Annotated in this window: 21 protein-coding genes and 1 other RNA gene; 4 read left to right on the top strand and 18 right to left on the bottom strand. The window is 35.9% G+C overall.

The features are described from left to right. Window positions 1-70: 70 nt before the first annotated feature. A complete protein-coding gene (locus ACIQ2Z_RS03560; protein ID WP_396182787.1) occupies window positions 71-952 on the bottom strand; it encodes a PPK2 family polyphosphate kinase in 882 nt (293 codons plus the stop codon). A 48-nt stretch (window positions 953-1,000) separates the two neighbouring features. Between ACIQ2Z_RS03560 and ACIQ2Z_RS03555 the strand changes: the two genes are divergently transcribed. Next, the gene (locus ACIQ2Z_RS03555) at window positions 1,001-1,828 is read left to right on the top strand and encodes a DUF6929 family protein (RefSeq protein WP_396182786.1); all 828 of its coding nucleotides are present in this window, start codon (window positions 1,001-1,003) and stop codon (window positions 1,826-1,828) included. A 40-nt stretch (window positions 1,829-1,868) separates the two neighbouring features. Here the strand turns inward: ACIQ2Z_RS03555 and ACIQ2Z_RS03550 are convergent, their stop codons facing one another. The 7 genes from ACIQ2Z_RS03550 to ACIQ2Z_RS03520 form a co-directional block, all read right to left on the bottom strand. Then, a complete protein-coding gene (locus ACIQ2Z_RS03550) occupies window positions 1,869-2,360 on the bottom strand; it encodes a CAP domain-containing protein (protein WP_396182785.1) in 492 nt (163 codons plus the stop codon). A gap of 223 nt (window positions 2,361-2,583) precedes the next feature. Next, a complete protein-coding gene (gene pdxH, locus ACIQ2Z_RS03545; protein ID WP_396182784.1) occupies window positions 2,584-3,228 on the bottom strand; it encodes a pyridoxamine 5'-phosphate oxidase in 645 nt (214 codons plus the stop codon). 262 nt (window positions 3,229-3,490) lie between these two features. Next, the gene (locus tag ACIQ2Z_RS03540; RefSeq protein ID WP_396182783.1) at window positions 3,491-4,396 is read right to left on the bottom strand and encodes a ribonuclease Z; all 906 of its coding nucleotides are present in this window, start codon (window positions 4,394-4,396) and stop codon (window positions 3,491-3,493) included. A 35-nt stretch (window positions 4,397-4,431) separates the two neighbouring features. Further along, window positions 4,432-4,764 (bottom strand): ribonuclease Z, encoded by a 333-nt coding sequence (locus tag ACIQ2Z_RS03535; protein ID WP_396182782.1) that lies wholly within the window; start codon window positions 4,762-4,764, stop codon window positions 4,432-4,434. A gap of 50 nt (window positions 4,765-4,814) precedes the next feature. Continuing rightward, entirely contained in the window at window positions 4,815-5,741 is a 927-nt protein-coding gene (locus ACIQ2Z_RS03530) for an aspartate carbamoyltransferase catalytic subunit (RefSeq protein WP_396182781.1), read from the bottom strand. 4 nt (window positions 5,742-5,745) lie between these two features. Continuing rightward, the gene (pyrR, locus tag ACIQ2Z_RS03525) at window positions 5,746-6,309 is read right to left on the bottom strand and encodes a bifunctional pyr operon transcriptional regulator/uracil phosphoribosyltransferase PyrR (RefSeq protein ID WP_396182780.1); all 564 of its coding nucleotides are present in this window, start codon (window positions 6,307-6,309) and stop codon (window positions 5,746-5,748) included. An 88-nt stretch (window positions 6,310-6,397) separates the two neighbouring features. Beyond that, window positions 6,398-8,014: an ABC-F family ATP-binding cassette domain-containing protein gene (locus ACIQ2Z_RS03520; RefSeq protein WP_396182779.1), complete on the bottom strand. Its 1,617-nt coding sequence runs from the start codon at window positions 8,012-8,014 to the stop codon at window positions 6,398-6,400. Window positions 8,015-8,168: 154 nt separating this feature from the next. Here ACIQ2Z_RS03520 and ACIQ2Z_RS03515 point away from each other — a divergent pair, with 154 nt between their 5' ends. Further along, window positions 8,169-9,575 carry a TlpA family protein disulfide reductase gene (locus ACIQ2Z_RS03515; protein WP_396182778.1) on the top strand — a complete coding sequence of 469 codons (1,407 nt, stop codon included), beginning with the start codon at window positions 8,169-8,171 and terminating at the stop codon, window positions 9,573-9,575. A gap of 69 nt (window positions 9,576-9,644) precedes the next feature. Here ACIQ2Z_RS03515 and fsa read toward each other — a convergent pair whose 3' ends face one another. The 4 genes from fsa to ffs form a co-directional block, all read right to left on the bottom strand. Further along, complete coding sequence (gene fsa / locus ACIQ2Z_RS03510; protein ID WP_396182777.1) at window positions 9,645-10,301, bottom strand: fructose-6-phosphate aldolase; 657 nt, start codon at window positions 10,299-10,301, stop codon at window positions 9,645-9,647. A gap of 137 nt (window positions 10,302-10,438) precedes the next feature. Further along, window positions 10,439-11,242, bottom strand: a complete 804-nt coding sequence (locus tag ACIQ2Z_RS03505) for an SDR family oxidoreductase (RefSeq protein ID WP_396182776.1) — start codon at window positions 11,240-11,242, stop codon at window positions 10,439-10,441. 32 nt (window positions 11,243-11,274) lie between these two features. Next, window positions 11,275-12,291 carry an enolase C-terminal domain-like protein gene (locus tag ACIQ2Z_RS03500; protein ID WP_396182775.1) on the bottom strand — a complete coding sequence of 339 codons (1,017 nt, stop codon included), beginning with the start codon at window positions 12,289-12,291 and terminating at the stop codon, window positions 11,275-11,277. Window positions 12,292-12,357: 66 nt separating this feature from the next. Continuing rightward, an RNA gene (gene ffs / locus ACIQ2Z_RS03495) (signal recognition particle sRNA small type) lies at window positions 12,358-12,456 on the bottom strand. Window positions 12,457-12,543: 87 nt separating this feature from the next. Between ffs and ACIQ2Z_RS03490 the strand changes: the two genes are divergently transcribed. Next, window positions 12,544-13,623: a glutaminyl-peptide cyclotransferase gene (locus ACIQ2Z_RS03490; RefSeq protein ID WP_396182774.1), complete on the top strand. Its 1,080-nt coding sequence runs from the start codon at window positions 12,544-12,546 to the stop codon at window positions 13,621-13,623. Window positions 13,624-14,002: 379 nt separating this feature from the next. Here ACIQ2Z_RS03490 and ACIQ2Z_RS03485 read toward each other — a convergent pair whose 3' ends face one another. Beyond that, complete coding sequence (locus ACIQ2Z_RS03485) at window positions 14,003-14,866, bottom strand: hydroxymethylglutaryl-CoA lyase (RefSeq protein WP_396182773.1); 864 nt, start codon at window positions 14,864-14,866, stop codon at window positions 14,003-14,005. Between the two features lie 146 nt (window positions 14,867-15,012). Then, window positions 15,013-15,588: a hypothetical protein gene (locus ACIQ2Z_RS03480; RefSeq protein ID WP_396182772.1), complete on the bottom strand. Its 576-nt coding sequence runs from the start codon at window positions 15,586-15,588 to the stop codon at window positions 15,013-15,015. A gap of 336 nt (window positions 15,589-15,924) precedes the next feature. Between ACIQ2Z_RS03480 and ACIQ2Z_RS03475 the strand changes: the two genes are divergently transcribed. Beyond that, window positions 15,925-16,155, top strand: a complete 231-nt coding sequence (locus ACIQ2Z_RS03475) for a hypothetical protein (RefSeq protein ID WP_396182771.1) — start codon at window positions 15,925-15,927, stop codon at window positions 16,153-16,155. Between the two features lie 52 nt (window positions 16,156-16,207). On the opposite strand, the gene ACIQ2Z_RS03470 is transcribed toward ACIQ2Z_RS03475, so the two are convergent. The 4 genes from ACIQ2Z_RS03470 to ACIQ2Z_RS03455 all read right to left on the bottom strand — a co-directional run bounded on the left by ACIQ2Z_RS03470 (window position 16,208) and on the right by ACIQ2Z_RS03455 (window position 21,231). After that, entirely contained in the window at window positions 16,208-16,810 is a 603-nt protein-coding gene (locus ACIQ2Z_RS03470) for a LysE family translocator (RefSeq protein WP_396182770.1), read from the bottom strand. A 20-nt stretch (window positions 16,811-16,830) separates the two neighbouring features. After that, window positions 16,831-17,850 (bottom strand): quinone-dependent dihydroorotate dehydrogenase, encoded by a 1,020-nt coding sequence (locus ACIQ2Z_RS03465; RefSeq protein ID WP_396182769.1) that lies wholly within the window; start codon window positions 17,848-17,850, stop codon window positions 16,831-16,833. A gap of 37 nt (window positions 17,851-17,887) precedes the next feature. Further along, on the bottom strand, window positions 17,888-19,012 hold the full coding sequence (locus ACIQ2Z_RS03460; protein WP_396182768.1) for a cysteine desulfurase family protein: 1,125 nt from the start codon (window positions 19,010-19,012) through the stop codon (window positions 17,888-17,890). A gap of 119 nt (window positions 19,013-19,131) precedes the next feature. Further along, a complete protein-coding gene (locus ACIQ2Z_RS03455) occupies window positions 19,132-21,231 on the bottom strand; it encodes a glycoside hydrolase family 97 protein (protein ID WP_396182767.1) in 2,100 nt (699 codons plus the stop codon). Between the last annotated feature and the right edge of the window lie 6 nt (window positions 21,232-21,237).

Raw genomic sequence — 21,237 nt, 5'->3', positions numbered from 1 at the left:
GGATTTTGGTATTCACAAATTTTGTGAAATGATTTTATACATCAGCCTTCTTTTTAAAAACTTTAACCTATTACTTCTCTTTACTCAAAAATTCACGATATAAAGCGATATTCTCTCTTATTTTATCGTCCATTTCAGGTTCTTTTATATCCGTATACTTTTCCAACTCGTCTAAGATGGTTTTAGCTACAATAAATCGAGCCGTTTCTTTGTTATCCGCCGGTACAATAAACCAGGGAGCATGCGGTTTACTGGTTCTATTAATGGCTTCTTCGTAACATTGTGTGTATTGATCCCACAAGGCACGTTCTTTTAAATCACCGGGTGAGAATTTCCAATTGTGTTTTTCTGTTTCCAATCGTCGCATCAATCGCTGACGCTGTTCTTCTTTACTTAAATGAAGGAAAAACTTCAAAATAACCACCCCATTTGAACTGATATGTTTTTCAAAAGCATTGATACTTTCAAAACGATTGTCCCAAAACTGTGGGGTAATATCGGCCACATTTTCTATACCCGGGATATTTTCGTTTAAGATATATTCGGGATGGACCCGAGTCACCAACACATTTTCGTAATGCGTCCGATTAAAAACTGAAAACTTTCCTTTTTCAGGTAAGGCAACATAATGTCGCCACAAATAATCGTGTTCCAACTCGGTTGAATTTGGTGTTTTAAAACTGTGAACCACAACACCGCGAGCATTAAATTCTTTAAAAACTTCTCGAATCAAACTGTCTTTTCCGGCTGTATCCATGCCTTGCAAGCAAATCAAAACACCATAGCGATTATGTGCATACATTTTGTCTTGAAGTTTGCTCAACTTCTCGCGGACTTTTTGTAATTCTTTCTCCTTTTTCTTTTCGGAAGTTTCGACGTTATAAAAAGTGGGTACTTCTGAAAGTTTGACAGGTGCACTAATTTTAAAATGCTCGGAACGGATGGTTTTCATAACAAAACAATTTTAAATGTTTAAATTTATAGCAAAATACAAAAAATCATGGAGAAATTTCAGTTGGAAGTTTTTTTAATTTTAATGAATCTCGGAGCAGCCTCGGGATTGGTTTACACGGAAAATGCTATTTACTTGATAAGCGACGTTAGTTCCTATTTGTATCAGTATTCATTTGCCACTGAAAAAACAACTAAAATCGAGTTAACAACCGACGCAAAAGAGACTATCGAAAAGAAAAACAAACCCGATTTTGAATCGATTACTTTAGCCAATAATCAATTATACATTTTTGGCTCCGGTTCAGGTGCCAAAAGAAACCAACTTTTTACCTACCACTTAAAAACCGGTAAAATTTCCGAAAGAAACATCCAATCGCAACACGATAGTTTGCAAAATAAGTTTGGAATATCCGCAGATGATTACAACATTGAAGGAGTGGTTTATTACCACCAAAAAACCTTTCTCTTCCAACGAGGGAATGGTCCGAATGCACAAAACGGCATTTTTATTCTGAATGATACAACAAAAGAAGTAAACTACCACCCAATTGAACTCCCTGAATTAAAAGGCGTCAAAGCCACGTTTACCGATGCTGTTTTGGTAGAAGATGCCATCTATTTTTTAGCAGCTGCCGAAAAATCTGCTTCTACTTATTTGGATGGTGAAGTTACCGGATCTATTATCGGAAAACTAAATCCGGAAACATTGAACGTTGATTTCACTCAGAAAATTTCTGATACGCATAAATTTGAAGGTATTACACTGTACAAAAAAACGACTGATTCTTTGGAATTTATACTTTGCGAAGATAAAGACTCTGAAGACATGAAGTCAACTATTTATAAATTAACCATAAAAAAAACCACTCGATAACGAATGGTTCTTCTTAGGTTAAGGTAAATTCGGGGCAAAATTACCTTTTCATAAAAATGTTGGTGTAGTATTTTTTTCCGGTTGAAGGATTTGTCTTGATTGATATACCAAAGTGAGTATATTCTCCTTCGATATTTTCTTTGTGACCATCACTTAATAACCAAGCGTTTAAAACACCTGCATTAGACTGATAATTATAAGCTACATTTTCACTCACTTGTAAAGCTCCTAACACTTGTTTGATGTTGTTCGCTCTTTGCTCAAACTGTTGATGACCAACTACATCATTCGTAATCATGTAGTCATTGTGTTCAGCCGATTTAAAGGAAATGTGATTGATAGGTTGTAAAGTATTTAACCCAACACTAGCTCTGTGCTCATTGATTTTAGACATAAGGTCTAATTCAACGTCAGTATAAGAAAAATTCTCAACGATTGGAGCTGCTGCATCTTCTGTTTCAGAAGTTGAACAAGAAATAATAGTGAACACGATTGCAATCGGCAACAATGCTCTAAACATTTTTGCTTTCATAGTAGTAGGTTAAGTTTTAAAAGTAGATGTGGGGCAAATACCTTTATGTTAGTTTAATCTTTTTAAAGCTGTAAAGTAGATGTGGGGCAAATATCTTTGTGCTTCAGTAATAAGAACGTTTCATCTTGTTTGATGATTCAATATTACTACTATGTCGTTAAAAAACCAAATAAAATCGATGAAATGCACTTTTTTTTTATTAAAAAAAGTTTTTTCTTACATATTAAGGTGCTAATCTTTCAATTTTCCAGAAATAGTCCTCTTGAAGTTGATACCTTATTCTGTCATGAAGACGATTTGGACGACCCTGCCAAAACTCAACTTCTATTGGGCGAACTAAAAAACCTCCCCAAAAAGCCGGGCGAGGAATTTCTTTCCCTTGAAATTGTTGTTCCAACTCTTTCAACTTCTCTTCTAAAACAGTTCTGGAAGCAATTACCTTACTTTGATTGGAAACGATGGCTCCTAATTTACTGCCATCCGGTCTTGTATCAAAATAACCATCTGAAAAAGAAGGAGTTGTTTTTTCAGCTATTCCTTTAATAATAACTTGTCTTTCCATAGAATGCCAAAAGAAAGAAAGACAAATATTTGGATTTGCTTCAATGGCTTTTCCTTTTTCGGATTCATAATTAGTATAGAAAATAAATCCTTCTTCATTAAACTTTTTAAGCAATACTACTCTAGCTTTCGGAAATCCGTCTAAACCAATGGTAGATAGAGTCATCGCATTGACTTCTTCCGTTTCACTTTGCTCTTCTGTTTCATAAAACCAACGTTGAAACAAATTAATTGGATCTTCCGGAATAGTAGTTTCTAAAAGTTCACTTTTTTCGTATGACTTTCTATAGTTGCTAAGGTCTTTCATTTTTTTAAGGTGCTAAAGGTACTGAGTCGCTAAGGTACAAATAAATAGAAAAGTGGTAAAGACTCGAATGGGATAAACATGTACTTTTTATTAAAAGCACACGAATTATTATGGACATCATAAATTTACAAGGATTTGATTGCTTTGCTATAATGAATTTTGAAGAATTCGTTTTAGCTAAGAATATTTAAATTGTGCTGGTTTTAGAGCACAGATTTTTAAAATTTTAGAAATATAAAAATAAACAATTGACAACTAATGCCTAAAACTCAAACTCTTTACCGTCATCCGCTAAAAGGACATGAGGAAAAACTGTTTCGGCTTCTTCTTTAAATAGTTCTATAGACTCGTATCGCGTCGAATAGTGTCCGAGCACAAGTTGTTTTACGTTAGCTCTTAAAGCCATTTTAGCCGCTTGTTTGGCAGTGGAATGCTTCGTTTTTTCTGCTAAATGCTTTTCATTTTCCAAGAATGTACTTTCGTGATATAAAACATCGACCCCTTCAATAAAAGGAATTAATTGTTCATCATAAACGGTATCAGAACAAAATGCATAAGTTTTTTCATGTTCCGGCTCAAAAGTGATAGCTGAATTCGGAATTACTAGCCCATCTGCTAAGGTAATATCTCCTCCGTATTTGATTTTTTGATAGTAGACAACATCAATTTCGAGGTTCTGAATTTTATCAATATTAAGTTTACGTTCTCTATTTTTTTCCTGAAATAAAAAACCATTGGTATAAATACGGTGATTCATTGGAATAGTTTTCACTAATACCTTTTCATCTTCAAACAGCACAACACTTTCTTTTGATTGCAGTTCATGAAAAAACAAATTATAACCGGTAAAAGAATTTCCGTAACGCAATTGCAGTAAAATAATTTCTTTGATGCCTCTCGGACCATAAACATGTAAATCGCTCTCCCTATTAAGCAACATAAAAGTGGAAATCAATCCAACCAATCCAAAAAAATGATCGCCGTGTAAATGGGAAATGAAAATATGATTAATTTTAGAAAACTTAATTTTATTTTTCCGCAATTGCACTTGTGTTCCTTCACCACAATCAATCAAAAACATGCGATTTTTTATTTCTAAAACCTGTGCCGTTGGATTAGTAATGGTTCGAGGGGTAGCGGCATAACAGCCTAGAATGGTTAGTTTCATTTAGAAGTTGTCCGTTGTCGGTTATCAGTTGACTATCAAAACCCTAAATCGCGTTCGATTTCCTCCATTTCAATAATATCATGAGCTTCCATAAGGGTTGGAACAACTGTCATTTTTAAGGGTAATTTATCAATATTCACATTGTCTACAACCAGAACAAATGATTTTTTACCTTTCTTATGCAATTTAGATAAATCACTGAATAGTTTGATATCAGATAAGGATATAGTTTTGTCAAAAGTTAAATCTAAAATCAGGTTTTGATTTTTAAACACATTGAACTGGTTGTTGATTTTTTCCAAAAAGGAAAGACAATCACCTTGGGTGTTTTTAAGAATGGTCGTATATCCTTTTTGATCAACTTTCATTTGTAAAGATTCTAAGGTAATAAGGAACTCAGGTTCTAAGTTAGTGAATTTTATTTAATTTTAGAAGCTAAAAGATAAATAACTGCCATTCTGATGGCTACTCCGTTTTCAACCTGTTCTAAAATAACCGATTGTTTTGAATCAGCCACATCACTGGTGATTTCAACACCACGATTAATTGGGCCCGGATGCATAATTACTATTTCTTTGTTCAGCGAATCTAAAAGTGCCTTATCTACACCATATTGTTGAGCATATTCTCTGGTTGAAGGAAAATAATTTACGTCCATCCGTTCATTTTGCACTCGTAACATATTTGCCACATCGCACCATTCTAAGGCTTTTCGCAAATTGGGTTCTACAGTAACCCCTAAACTTTCAATGTGTTTTGGAATCAACGTTTTTGGTCCGCAAACTTTCACTTCTGCTCCTTGCATTTGAAGAGCAAATATGTTTGATAACGCAACTCTGGAATGAAGAATATCACCTACAATCACCACTTTCATTCCGCCAACTGCTCCTAATTTCTCCCGGATGGAAAAACTGTCTAACAATGCTTGAGTGGGGTGTTCATGAGCTCCATCACCCGCATTAACAATACTCGCTTTTACATTTTGAGACAAGAAATAAGCGGCTCCGGGGTGAGCATGTCGCATCACCACCATATCCACTTTCATAGCTAAAATATTATTTACGGTATCGATTAACGTCTCCCCTTTTTTAACAGAAGATTGAGCCGCTGAAAAACTAATAACATCAGCAGAAAGTCTTTTTTGAGCTAATTCAAACGATAATTTAGTTCGGGTACTGTTTTCAAAAAAGATATTAGCAATGGTAATATCGCGTAATGAAGGTACCTTTTTTATAGGTCTGTTGATGACTTCTTTAAAATGGTCAGCAGTTTCAAAAATCAAATCAATATCTTTCGGTTGAAGATATTTGATTCCTAATAAATGATTGACGGATAGTTCAGACATTTTTTCAGGTTGTTGGTTGATTGGTTGTTATAGTCGGAATTAAATAAACAGCATCTTCGCCTTCATTTTCAACCCAACATACTTTTACTTTTTCATTATTGATTGCATCTACTTGTCGCCCTCTGTAATCAGGTTGAATAGGTAAATGACGGCTAAATCTTCGGTCAATTAAAACCAAAAGTTCAATTTCACTTGGCCTACCAAAAGATTGAATGGCAGTGAGAGCGGAACGAATACTACGTCCGGTATATAACACATCATCTATAAAAATGACTTTTTTATCTTCCACAATAAAATCAATATGGGTTTTATTGGCTTCTAGTGTCTTTTCACCTCTTCGAAAATCATCTCTAAAAAAAGTAATGTCAAGCAATCCGAACTGAATATTTTTAACCTGATATTCCTCCTGCAATAATTTCACAATTCGTTTGGCTAGAAAAGCTCCGCGTGGTTGCAGTCCAATTATAATTGTGTCCGAGAAATCAAGGTGTTTTTCAATCAATTGACAGGCCAAACGATGGAGAATGATATTGACTTCATTGGAAGTGAGCAATACTTTTAGACTCATAGTTGTAGTGTTTGGAGTGTAAAGATATAATTTTTTTACGATTTGGTTTTAAAAAAATCCCGATACGTGGTAACGGGATTTCATTTAATTAGGCATACATCTTTTTTCTCAACTCTATTACTTTGTCATCTTCCAAATATTCATCAAAAGTCATGTATCGATCAATCACGCCATTTGGTGTAATTTCCAAGACACGATTAGCTACCGTTTGAGCAAATTCATGGTCATGGGTGGTGAACAAAACCGACCCTTTGAAGTTTTTTAACGAGTTGTTAAAGGCCTGAATCGATTCCAAATCCAAATGATTGGTTGGTTCGTCTAACATTAACACATTGGCACGCAACATCATCATTCTCGAAATCATACAACGCACTTTTTCTCCACCGGACAAAACACGACCTGTTTTCAAAGCTTCTTCTCCTGAGAAAATCATTTTTCCTAAAAAGCCACGCACATAAACCTCATCGCGTTCTTCTTCTGTTTTTGCCCACTGACGCAACCAATCTACAAGAGTTAAATCATTCTCAAAAAAAGAATGATTATCTCCAGGAAGATAAGATTGAATGGTTGTGATACCCCAATCAAAGGTTCCTGCATCGGGTTTTTGATTGCCGTTTAATATTTCATAAAAAGCGGAAGTTGATCGTGAATCCTTTGAAAAAACAACTACTTTATCTCCTTTGGCCATATTCAAATCGACATTTTTAAATAAAACTTCCCCTTCAACAGAGGCACTCAATCCTACCACATTTAAAATTTGATCACCTGCTTCACGCTCTTGGTCAAAAATGATAGCCGGATAACGACGACTTGAAGGCTTAATCTCATCTAAATTTAACTTTTCAATCATTTTTTTACGGGAAGTTGCCTGTTTTGATTTGGCAACGTTCGCACTAAAACGACGAATAAATTCTTCAAGCTCTGCTTTTTTCTCTTCAGCTTTTTTGTTTTGTTGTGCTCTTTGTTTCGCCGCTAACTGACTACTTTCATACCAAAAAGTATAATTTCCCGAATAATGGGTAATTTTTCCAAAATCAATATCCGATACGTGTGTACAAACTGCATCTAAAAAGTGACGGTCATGCGACACCACTAAAACGGTGTTTTCATAATTGGCTAAGAAATTTTCTAGCCAACCGATAGTTTCAAAATCTAAATCGTTCGTTGGCTCATCCATAATCAACACATCTGGATTTCCAAAAAGTGCCTGAGCTAAAAGCACTCTCACTTTTAATTTACCATCCAAATCTGCCATCAACGCATAATGTAAATCTTCGGTTATCCCTAAGTTAGACAATAATGTAGCTGCTGCTGAATCGGCATTCCAACCATTCATTTCTTCAAATTGAACTTGCAATTCGCCTATTCTATCGGCATTTTCATCTGTATAATTCAGGTACAATTCATCCATTTCCCGTTTCACATCATACAACACTTTGTTTCCCATCATTACAGTTTCTAAAACCGTATACTCATCAAACATGTTGTGATTTTGATTTAATACAGACATTCTTTTTCCGGGTTCCAAAATAACTCTTCCCGAAGTAGGGTCAAATTCTCCCGATATAATTTTCATAAACGTAGATTTCCCGGCACCGTTTGCCCCAATTATTCCATAGCAATTACCTTGGGTAAAGGTTACATTTACTTCATCAAACAAAATTCTTTTGCCGAATTGAACCGATAAATTTGAAACTGTCAACATGTGATTATGTATTTTAAAAAACGTTGCAAAAGTAGAAAAAATAAAGCACTTTTTAGCCAGACCTATTTAGAATAAATATAGGTTTATTTTAACTGTCTATTAACAAGCCGTAAACAGTAGAAAAAATATATTTGTTTCAAATTAATACCACCAAATGATTGCCTATTCAAAAAAAATACCTTTTATCTGTCTTGTAGCAACACTTTATGCTTTCATCGGCTGTCAAAAAGAATTTAAAGATGATAATTTTACAGCTTATTTTGGAGGAGAAGTCATTAATCCAAAAAGCAACTTTGTCCTCTTTTTAAAGGATGACGTGGTAATTGATACTATTTACTTAGATAATAAAAATAGGTTTATACAAAAATTTGATTCCCTTGCTCCCGGTTTATATACTTTTAAACACGAACCGGAATATCAATATGTCTATTTTGACAAAAACGACAGTTTGATGGTTCGTATCAATTCCATGGAATTTGATGAATCAATTGTTTTTTGTGGTAGAGGTGATGAAAAAAATAATTTCTTAATGGAATTATACCTTAAAAATGAAGATGATCGAAGCAAAATGTTTGATGATTTCGATTTAAATCTCAATGCTTTTATTCAAAATAGTGATTCTTCATACCAATCCAAAAAGAAATTTTATTCCCATAAAAAAGAAGATATAAAATGGAGTGACGATTTTGATTTGTATGCCAAATCCATGCTTGACTTCCATCATTTTACTAAAAAAGAAATTTATCCGATGGCTCATAAAATGAGAACAGGAGAAAACGTAACAAATGAATTACCTGTTAATTACTATAATTACAGAAGTAAAATTGATTTCAACAATAAGCTGTTAACGAATTATTCTCCTTTTGTGAAGTACTTAACACACATGTTGAATAATGTGGCTTTTACAAATATTTACCCTCAAAATTTGGAAGAAGAAGCTTTGGAATTACATATTCAAAAATTAAACATTGCCGATACGCTTTTTAAAAATGAATCTATTAAAAATAAAATTATTGACAATATTGCCTTCTCTTATCTATTAGAAGACCAAAACATTGACCAAAATAAAAAATTCCTCATTCGCTACAACCAATTGTCCACTGACAACAGCAATCTAAATGAAATCAACAAAATAGGCGAATCAATTCAATTGCTGAAAAAAGGAAATGATTTACCCGAAGTTACATTAGTTGACATAACCGGAAAAACAACCACGAGTAAATCCCTTTTGAATCAAAAAACTGTCTTTTTCTTTTGGACAGAAAATGCCGAATCCCATTTAGTTGCTGTACATAAAAAAGTATTGGAATTTCAACGAAATAACCCTGAATATCAATTCATCGCGGTTAATATTGATGAGGAGCAAGATAAATGGTTAAAAGTACTTGAAAACCACAGTTTTGGTTCAATCAAAGAATTTCGAGCGGAAAACTTTGAAGACTTAAAAGAAAAATGGGTTATCACTAAATTACACCGCACCCTGATTATTGATGAAACAGGGAAAATCAGCAATGGGTTTGTCAACTTGTTTGATGTAAAATTTGCTGAAAATCTAAAATAAGACATCTACAAATTATAAAATCCCTTCCAGTACAACAAGAAGAGATTTTTTTATACTTAAAGTCGAACTTTATTGATTTGCTTTCGCGTGATCGGCTAAAAATTGAGCCAATCCAATATCTGTTAAGGGGTGTTTTAATAACCCTAAAATAGCTGATAAAGGTCCGGTCATCACATCTGCACCAATTTTAGCACAGTTTACTATGTGCATCGTATGACGAACAGAGGCCGCTAAAATTTGTGTATCATAGCCGTAGTTGTCATAAATCTCGCGAATTTCTTCAATCAAGGCTAATCCATCAGTTGACACATCATCTAATCGACCAATAAACGGGGAAACATATGTTGCTCCTGCTTTAGCAGCTAATAAAGCTTGTCCGGCAGAAAAAACCAACGTTACATTTGTTTTTACTCCTCTATCTGAGAAATATTTACACGCTTTGATGCCTTCTTTAGTCATTGGTAATTTAACAACGATTTGATCGTGTAATTCCGACAACTCCTCCCCTTCTTTAATCATTCCATCATATTCAGTTGCGATTACTTCGGCACTTACATCACCGGTTACAATTTTACAAATGTCTACATAATGTTTCAACACATTATTTTTTCCGCTGATGCCTTCTTTCGCCATCAAAGACGGATTTGTAGTTACGCCATCTAAAACACCTAAAGCCTGTGCTTCTTTGATTTGGTCTAAATTAGCTGTGTCAATAAAAAATTTCATATATAAGTTGTGTTTTTAATTTGGTTGCAAAATTAGGAAAATAATGTCAATTTCAATGTAAATGTCAAGAACAAATTGAAAAGTCAATAGAATTGATTACCACTAATTACTATTAACTAATCACTAATTACTAATTACTACAACTTGTAATGCTTCATCAACATTTTTTCATACATTCTATCAGGTAAAATACGTTTTAAAACAACTGAAAAGCGTTGCATAAAACTGCCTACTTTATAATGAACATTCGGTTGATTAGTTTCAATAATTTTATGAATTGCATAAGCCATTTCGTTTGGATTACTGCCTGAATCAACATGTTCATCCATCATTTTTAGTGTATTTCCGTATGGGATTTTGTAAGCAGAATCGTCCTTTAACGGAGCATGATAACGACCTGAAGCAATATTGGTGGCAAAATCGCCGGGGGCTACGTTGGCCAACTGAATACCGAATTCCTTTACTTCCATGCGAATGGCTTCGGTGATAATTTCCAACGCACCTTTGGAAGCAGAATATACACTTCTGTAAGGCAATCCCATATAACCGGCGATGGAAGTAATATTGATGATTAAACCTGACTTCTGCTCTCGCATTTGAGGTAAAACCGCTTTCATCACTTCAATCGGACCAAAGAAATTAGTTTCAAAATTATTTTTAATTTCTTGGGTTGGAATTTCTTCCAGCGGACCGGTGATTCCGACTCCCGCATTATTTATGACTACATCAATCTTTCCTTCTTTTTGAATCAATTCTGAAACGGCATTGCTAATACTATTAACATCCCTAACATCCAATTTTAACAAAGGAAAAACGGATTCTTTTACTTGATTAGGATTTCTACTTGTTCCATAAACTATATAACCTTTTAGATGCAAAAAAGTGCCAATTGATTTACCAATTCCGGAGGAACCACCAGTGATGAGAATTACTTTTAACATGGTTGGATTTAAAAGTCAAAGATAATGAAAAGTTATCGGTTATTTGTTATCTGTTGAATCTGAACTCCCAACCCAAAACCATCACTCAAAACCACTTCCCCTTTCACAATTTTCGAACCCCATGCAACATCATTTTCAATTAAATTCGCTCCGTCCAAATCCAAATAATCGGCAAAAGAAGCCAACGCAATTCCGGCAGAAATACAAACTGTTGATTCGGTCATGCAACCAATCATAATTTTGAAATTCAGGTCTTTTGCTTTTTGAATAAGGACTAATGAAGGCGTTAATCCACCGCATTTCATCACTTTAATATTGAGCGTTTTGTAATGTGGTTGTAATAAATTCAAATCTTCAATGGATTGCACATCTTCATCCGCCATCCAATTGGCATAACTATTTTGGGATAAGTTTTTATAATTTTCAACACCTTTTGCCATTGGTTGTTCGAAATACAAGAATTTTGCTGAAAGTGGATCGTTTTGAATGAACTTACATATTTCCAATGAAAAACTACCATTGGAATCGATGCTGATTTTCTTTCCGGTAGCCAACAATTTATCCCTGAAGGAAGTTGACCATGAGTTGACTTTCACTTTACAAAATTGCCAATCCGATTCCATTATTTTCTTAAGTTGAATGGCTTCCTCATCCAAACTAATAGTAATGGAGGATTGAGGTAATGAAGTTGATTGTATTAGATTTAATTCAGCAAATGTTATGTTTTCTAACTTTCCATACAAATCCCAAAAAGCACAATCTAAGGCCGATTGTAAAAAAGGATGCAAAGAAAAAGCTTGAATTTTCTTGAAAAAATCAAACGGATGTTCAATTACTAAAGATGAAAATAAAGGCTTAATTCGCTCTAAATCATTCACAAAATCAGCTAAATGAATATGGTAATAATCAATTTCGGTACATTCGCCAAAGCCGTTTTTTCCATTAAAATCAATTGAAATAATTAATGCTTTTCTGAAATGATAAACACCGTAAGCAATTTTGAAAGGTTCTTTCAGTTGGTGTTGTACTATTTTCCAATTTAATTTCATAGGATAGAATTAGGAAAATTTCTGAAAGTTTGGTAGTAGAATCTGAACTAAATCATAGGAAACAAAAAATGGCAAGCGACCTACATCGCACCGCTACAACCACATACCTTTGCTGTGTTCCCACCCTGGAGGAGTTTGCAGGAGCTGGTCGTGTAGGACTTGCCGCTGTAAATATACAATATTTTTATGTTTTTGCAAGGAAAATAGTTCGATTCAAATTGTTATATTTGTCGATATTATTACTAAATTCTCATGAAAAACTATAACTTATTATCATTCATTTTATTAGCCGTTCTTTTTTTAAGTTGTGAAGACAAAGAAAAAGATAAATCAGGTTTATTTTTGTTGAATACTACTCAATCAAAAGCTCAATTTTCAACGGATGAAAAAGCTATTTTGACTATTTCAAATACAAAAAACAAAACAATAGACAGTATTGTTTATTTCGCTAACGATAAAAAAGTAGGAACTGTTACCGGTGCAAAAAACGTCGAATTTACATTAACCGATGAAAAGTTAGGTTATCAAAATTTGAAAGCCTTGGTTTATTATGAAAATGACTATGCCGAAGCAACCTACCGCATTGAACTGATTTCTGAAATTAAAGAACCAAAATTACTAAAATATACGTTAGTCAATACCTATCCACATGACATTAAAGCGTACACGCAAGGACTGGAATTTTACCGCGACACCTTGTATGAAGGAACCGGAAACGGTGCAGGAAATACTACCGGTTTAAAAGGAATTTCAAGCTTACGCAAAACCAATTACAAAACCGGAGAAGTCTATAAAAAAGTAGAACATCCGGAAGAAATCTTTGGAGAAGGCATAACCATTTTAAATAATAAAGTGTACCAATTGACTTGGCAAAATTTAATTGGTTTTATTTATGATGCAGATACTTTTAAAGAAATCAAACGTTTTAATTATTCCAAACGAATTCAAGGTTGGGGATTATGCAACAACGGAAAAATGCTTTATCAATCAGACGGAACGGAGAAAATTTACTTTTTAAATCCGGAAACCCTTCAAATTGAAGGAAATATCAACGTGTATTCGGGTGCCAATAAAATAAAATCGGTGAATGAGTTGGAATGGATTAATGGTAAAATCTTCGGGAACATCTATCAAAGAGACGCTATTGCTATCATCAATCCTACCAATGGAGCCGTAGAAGCCGTGATTAATCTTGCCGAATTAAAAAAGAAAGTCACACAACATCCCGACCTTGATGTGCTCAACGGAATTGCTTACAACTCGAAAACCAAAACACTTTTTGTAACGGGTAAGAATTGGGATAAGATGTTTGAGATTCGTATAGGGGAATAAGTTGCGGGATACGGGTTGAAAGTTGCTACCCAATAATCTTCTTAATGAAACAACTTACCTACATTATTTGTCTTTTATGCCATCTTGAAGGGTACAACAACTATGCCTTAGGTCAGTCGTATGTAAGGAGATAGTTCTCTTTTGATTGGGTTTTGCACATTACATTGTTGGGGATTTAAATCTCTTTTTGAATGCATTTGACCTGTTTTAACTGCTTTTGACCTAAGTTGATTCCCTTTGACGATTTTTTTGGATTTCAGAGTGGTTTTGTTCGATACATGTTCGGTATTTGTTCTAACGGGCTTCGGAAAAAGGGGGTGTTTTGCGAACAAATGTGCACCTAATCCCGAACAAAAGTTGAAAATTACAACCCAACCCTTTAATGAAACTCACCAAACACCTTCGTTGCTTCATTATAAGCACTTTCAAAGCTCATTGGGCTTGTGTTTGTATTTTCCTTTTGGGTGGTAAAGTAAGACAATAACTTCTCTGTCGGCATGTTTCCTGTTAAGTCGTCTTTGGCCATGGGGCAACCACCAAAACCTTGAATGGCCCCGTCAAAACGGCGACAACCTGCCTTGTAGGCTGCGTCCACTTTTTCAAACCACTTATCGGGTGTGGTATGAAGGTGAGCACCAAACTCAATATGTGGGTATTTTGGAATCAAATTCGAAAATAAATAGTCTATTATATCGGGTGTCGAACTGCCAATTGTGTCGGATAGTGACACTATTTTTACACCCATGCCTGCTAACTTTTCTGTCCACTCTCCTACGATGTCTACGTTCCAACGATCGCCATAAGGGTTTCCAAAACCCATTGACAAATAAGTCACTACTTCTTTATTCGAATGTTCGGCTATTTCCAGTATTTCTTCTAAGGTTTTGATGGATTCCGCAATGGTTTTGTGTGTATTACGCATCTGGAAGTTCTCTGAAATAGAAAAGGGATACCCTAAGTATTGTATTGCTTCATGTGCAGAAGCGAGTTTTACTCCTTGTGTATTGGCAATGATGGCGAGTAATTTACTGCGGGTTTGCGATAAGTCTAAACCTGCCAGCACCTCAGCAGTATCGGCCATTTGCGGAATTGCTTTGGGGGAAACAAAACTTCCAAAGTCTAGTGTGTCAAAGCCTACTCGCAAGAGCGACTGAATATAGGCTACTTTGCGCTCGGTGGGAATAAAGGTTTTGATGCCTTGCATGGCATCCCGCGGACATTCGATTATTTTTATTGGTTGCATCGGTGCTCAAATATAGGAAAGTATTTTGTTTTGTGAAAATGGTTTTTTTGGAGGGGCTGAGGGCCTAAGGCACTAAGGTACTGAGGGAGGTTGGAATAAGCAAAAAAAAATAGAAACACTGGGTTTCTATTTTTTGGTTAGGCTAGTTATTTTTTCTTTTTGCCGGACGCTTTTTTCTTAGCTTTTTTCGCTTTTTCTTTCGCTTTGGCTTTTTCTTTTGCTTTGGCTTTCTTTGCTTTTTCTTTCTCTTTCGCTTTTGCTTTTTTTGCTTTTTCTTTTTCTTTCTTTTTTGCTTTTTTCTCTTCTTCTTTTACCTTTTTCATTTTCTTTTTTAGTTTTTTAAGGGTCTTTTTGTCCAAGGTGGAAGTTACTTCCACGGTGGTTACTTTCATAGCTACTTCTTCCGGTTTGGCGGGAGTAGTGGCGGCCACTCTTCTTGGTGCAGGAGCGGTTTGTTCCATGCGGTCGACTAACGGGGAGCTTTTTACGGCAGGTTTGCGTACCGCAGGTGTTGCAGCGGCAGGTTTTGCGGTTGTTGTTCTAGGCGTTGCGGTTCTTTTAGGAGCCGCTGGTTTTGCTGTTGCCGCCGGTTTTGCCGCCGATGCTGTTGTTTTTGCTGCCGGTGTAGCCGGTTTTCTTACGGGAGTTGCCGGTTTTGGAGCCGGTGTAGCCGTTTTTTGTACTTCTGCTGCCGGAGCTTCCGGGGTTTTATTTTCTTCCATATGCTTGTGTGAATGAGTTGATTGTTATGTTATTATTAATTTAATGTTAAACAAAGTTAATTGATTGAAACCGAATTGCAAGGTTAAGTTTTTAGTTTAGGGAAAAACTTAACATTGGGATTTTGGCATTGGGGTTGTATTTTGGGTTTTTGTGGGGAGCGAAAGATCGATTTGTGTTGTTTTATAGGATACTTGGGTGTACTCAAAGACCAATTGGCAGGATGACTGATTTTATTGTGTTTCAGTCCTTCATAAAATCAATACAAAAAACGATTTGCTATAAAACTGATTTTGTTTTGGCCCAGCCTTGAAAGGTAGAAAAAAAGGTACTTCGAAATGGGTTTTGGTTTACAATTGAAAGATACTTCGACAGGCTCAGCAGGAGAGTTGGTTTTTGAATTGGGTTTTTGGTTAACTGTTAGTTTTTTCTTGTTTGTTTTTTTTCTCACCCCGACCCTAAAGGGTGAAAAAAAACGGTGCTTCGAAATGGGTTTTGGTTTACAATTGAAAGATACTTCGACAGGCTCAGCAGGACAGTTGGTTTTTGAATTGTTACTGTGGTATTAAAAACCGTTGTGATTATTTAGGTTAAAAAAAACCTAGTGTCATCACTAAACAGTTATACCAAAATCAACACCGCTATACCTAAAAACACAATAATTTGTAACCACTTTAAAAACACAGCAAACTTTTCGTTGTGGCGTATGAACCTCGTTAGTTTATCGGCGACGATGCTGACCGTAGCAAAAATCAGAAAGGCTTGGAGCATGAACACTAAACCCAGCACATAAATCTGTTGGGTGACATTGCCCGCCTTTTTGTCAATAAATCCTGGGAAAAAAGCTAAGAAAAACAAGGTTACTTTTGGGTTTAATACATTCATGATGAACCCTTGTTTCACTAAAGCCAGCATTGATTTTTGTGGCTTTGCCGAGGTATTCAAAGTAATGGAAGCCGGAGTTTTATAGACTTGGTAGGCAATCCAAAGCAAATAACAAGCTCCAAAAACTTTGATAGCTGTATAAATTACTTCCGCTTCTTTGATAACAGCTGAAACACCTAACGCAATTAATATGGTATGTACCAAAATTCCGGAGACTAATCCTAATGCTGTGGCAATGCCGTACTTTTTCCCGTTAGAGATGCTTTGGGTGAGGACATACAGAATATCCGGTCCAGGGGAAAGCGTTAAAGCGATGGAAGCGAGGAGGAAAGGGAGCATTAAAATTATGAATTGGGAAGTTATAATTCTTTCAAAATTCGGTTGTTGATTTCCTTGATTAATCCCGGACCTTCATAGATAAAGCCCGTGTAGAGCTGAATTAAACTGGCTCCGGCATTTAACTTTTCAATGGCATCATCTGCAGAATGAATTCCCCCCACTCCAATGATTGGGAAGGCTTTGTTGCTTTTTTCACTCAGAAAACGGATAACTTCTGTGGAACGTTTGGTCAGGGGTTTACCACTTAAACCACCTATTTCCTGTTTGTTTTCAGCTAATAATCCTTCCCGGGATAAGGTTGTGTTGGTAGCTATGACACCGGCAATTTTAGTTTCATTTACAATATCAATGATGTCTAACAATTGCTCATCGGTTAAATCGGGAGCGATTTTGAGTAGGATTGGTTTTTGTTTGGGTTTAGCTTCATTTAGGTTTTGCAAGGTTTGCAATAAATTGGTCAGTGGCTCTTTATCTTGTAAGGCTCTTAAATTAGGAGTGTTAGGCGAACTCACATTCACTACAAAATAATCTACGTGTGGAAACAGGGCTTCAAAACAAATCATATAATCAGAAGCTGCTTCTTCGTTAGGTGTATTTTTATTCTTCCCAATATTTCCGCCTATTAAAACGCCTTTGTTCTTTTTCAATCGTTCTACTGCTTCTAAAACACCACCATTATTAAACCCCATTCGGTTGATAATAGCGGCATCTTCTTTTAATCGAAATAATCTTTTTTTGGGATTGCCTTCTTGTGGCTTGGGCGTTAAGGTTCCGATTTCGATGAAGCCAAATCCGAAGCTGGAGAGTTCTTTGTATAGTTTTGCATCCTTGTCAAATCCGGCGGCTAATCCGACAGGGTTTTTGAATTTCAAGCCGAATACTTCTCGTTCCAGTTTTGGATTTTTCACTTCATACATAGCTTGGAAGAGTTTTCCAACGCCAGGTATCTTATGGAGAAAACGAATGACTGAAAAAGTAAAATAATGCACTTGTTCCGGGTCAAAGCAGAACAATATAGGTCGAATGAGTAGTTTATACATTATGGTTGTGTTGGTAGGCAAAAATAATCATTCTCACTTACATCGCTGCTAAACACGAAACAAAATAATCGATTTCTTCTTTGGTATTGTGTTGATTAAATGACAGGCGTAAGCTTGGTTTTTTTAATTCTGGTTCCGAGAGGAATTCCACCAACACATGAGATGGTTTTATACTACCCGACTGGCAGGCACTTCCACGAGAAACGGCAACTCCTTTCATGTCCAATTCAAATAAAATTATACTTTTTTTATCTTCTGCTAAAGGCAATTGCACATTTAAAATCGTGTAAAATGTTTCCAGTCCGCCATTAAATTTTACGGAAGGAAATTGAGCCGTCAGCTTTTCAATGGTATATTTTTTTAGTTCAAAGATGGTATCTCGTTGACTTTCCAAGCCTTCATTAGCGAGTTCCAAGGCTTTTGCTATGCCGGCAATTTGGTGTACTGCTTCCGTACCGGCACGAAGCCCTTTTTCCTGCTCCCCTCCCACTAACAAGGCTGCTATGGGCGTGTTCTTTTTAATAAAAGCAAATCCGACTCCTTTAGGCCCGTGAAACTTGTGGCCACTAGCGACCAGGAAATCAATGTTAAGCTGTTGTAAATCAAGCTCGGTTTTTCCCATTGATTGTACAGTATCCGAGTGAAAATAGGCTTTGTGCAGTTTGCATAACTCTCCTACCCGCTCAATATCTAAGACCACGCCAGTTTCATTGTTCACATGCATCAAGCTCACTAGCGTTGGAGTGTGGTTATCCAACAAAGCCGTCAATTGCAAATAATCAACTTGTCCATTCGGTAAAACCTTTAAGAACTCTACTTCGATTCCGAATTCCATTTGCAATGCCAGGATGGGGTATACTACAGCATGGTGTTCCATTTTGGAGGTGATGATGCGTTTTATTCCAATCTTTTTAACCGCATTATGCAAAATCCAATTGTTGGCTTCTGTTCCGGAAGAGGTAAAAATTATTTCCTGAGCCGAACAGTTGAGTTGTTTTGCTATCCTTTTTCTGGCGGATTCCAAGACTGCTTTTGCTCCCCGACCAAAACTGTGCGAGGAGGAAGGATTACCATATTCCGATTTCATCACGCGAGTCATTTCCTGAATTACTTCGGGATGAATGGCGGTGGTGGAGGCATTATCGAGGTATATTTTGTTCATTGAAAGAATATCATTGTAATTAAAAAAGTATTTATTTATAAGATTCTCTTACTTTATTTTTTCCCTACTTCGCAGGAGATTCCTATATCGACTTCGTCATCTTTCGGAATGACAAAAAATTAATTTAGAGGAATGAAACTAATCGCTGATCCTCCACCGGCGGCAAGGATTAATTTCAGTTTTGTTTTTGATGTTACTTCCATTTTTTTAATTGTGTAAGCTTTTGGATTTTTTTCCCAATGGGCGTCTTTTCCATCTTGATAAATCGTCGCTTTATATTTTTTGCCGGGGGTTAAAAAGTCTAAAGTTATTTCCGAGTTTCTGGCATTTTCATCTGTTATGGTTCCTAAAAACCAAGATTCTTTCCCTTTTGTTTTACGGGCAATGGTGAGGTAATCACCAGGTTCAGCTTCTATGATTTTAGTTTCATCCCAATCTAAATCCACATCTTTGATGAATTGAAACGCATCAGGATAACGCTCGTAATTTTCGGGCAAATCAGCTGCCATTTGCAATGGACTGTAGATCGTTACATACAAAGCCAATTGTTTCGCTAGGGTGGTGTGCACCTGCTCTTTTTTAGTTGCATCATAATGATTCATTTTGATTTCAAAAATTCCGGGCGTGTAATCCATCGGTCCACCTAAAAATCGTGTAAAAGGAAGAATAGTTTCGTGCATAGGCGGATTACCGATGCTCCAAGCATTGAATTCATTTCCTCGGGCTGCTTCCGCCGCAATGTAGTTAGGGTACGTTCGATGAACACCGGTAGGCCGAGATGATTCGTGAGAATTGACCATGATTTTATATTCTGCTGCTCTTTCGACTACCCAATTGAAATGGTTAACCATAGTTTGTCCATCATGCCACTCGCCTCTTGGAATAATTTTGCCAACATAACCGCTTTTTACTGCGTTATAATTATGTTTTTTCATAAAAGAAAAAGCACGGTCCAAACGTCTTTCGTAATTGGCAACCGAACCGGACGTTTCGTGGTGCATAATCATTTTAATTCCTTTAGATTCGGCATATTTTTGAACTTCCTCCACATTAAAATCAGGATAAGCAGTAACAAAATCAAACACGTTTTCTTTCCAGTTACCAAACCAATCTTCCCAACCAATATTCCAACCTTCCACTAATACCCCATCAAAACCATGCTTGGCTGCAAAATCAATATATCGTTTTGTGTTTTCAGTAGTTGCTCCGTGTTTTCCGGTTGGTTTTAACTCCGCATCCTGAGCCATTTGAGCGTTTTGTGAACCAGCATAGTCCCAAGTAGCTTTTCCTACATGCATTTCCCACCAAATACCGACGTATTTCATTGGTTTAATCCATGACGTATCTTCAATTTTTGAAGGCTCATTTAAGTTCAAGGTCATTTTTGAAGCAAGAATTTTACGAGCATCATCACTCACCATGATTGTTCGCCAAGGTGAATTAGCAGGAGCTTGCAAATAAGCTTTATCTCCAATGGCATTGGGCACCAAATGAGATTGCATCAAAAAAGTAGTGGTATCTAACTCTAAATGCATGATGGGATAATTGACCACCGCAGCTTCAAAGATATTGATATACAATCCATCGGCTGATTTCATCATTACAGGAGATTGAATACGGGAATTTGTCATCGGCCCTTTCATGCCAATTCCATTGTTCATGTCTAATTTAGACACATCAACTTGAGACAATTTTGTTTCATTATAAACATATTCCTGGCTATCATAATCACCGGGAATCCAAAAGGCTTTATGATCACCTGCTAAAGCAAATTGCGTCACTTCATCCGTAATGACAAAATAATTTAATTCGGGTTGAGTAGGAAATTCATATCGGAAAGCTAAACCCTCGTCGAATAATCTGAAAACAACATTCATTTTCCGTTTGGTTGGCCTTTGAAATAACTCGACAGTCATTTGGTTATATTGATTTTGAATTTCTTTTTGTTCACCTAAAACCGGTTTCCAACTATCATTAACGGTTGAAAAAGTGGTTTTTAAAATTTCGAAATCCGCTGCTAACGTATTCGTTTTTTTAAGAACCACTCCTAAAAAACTGGTTTGAAGCACCGGTTTCGTTTTATAATTTAAGCTATAATATGGGCGTCCAATTTTGTTTACTCCAACAGTTAATTCCAATTGTTTATCAGGCGATTGAAGATTTTGACTAAAAGTGATTGTTGAGAATAAAAAAAAGATGAATAGGAAAATATTTTTCATTTGTTA

The sequence above is a fragment of the Flavobacterium sp. genome (genome assembly GCF_044361015.1).
Lineage (GTDB): Bacteria > Bacteroidota > Bacteroidia > Flavobacteriales > Flavobacteriaceae > Flavobacterium.
This window is presented reverse-complemented; position numbering and strand designations above follow the sequence as displayed.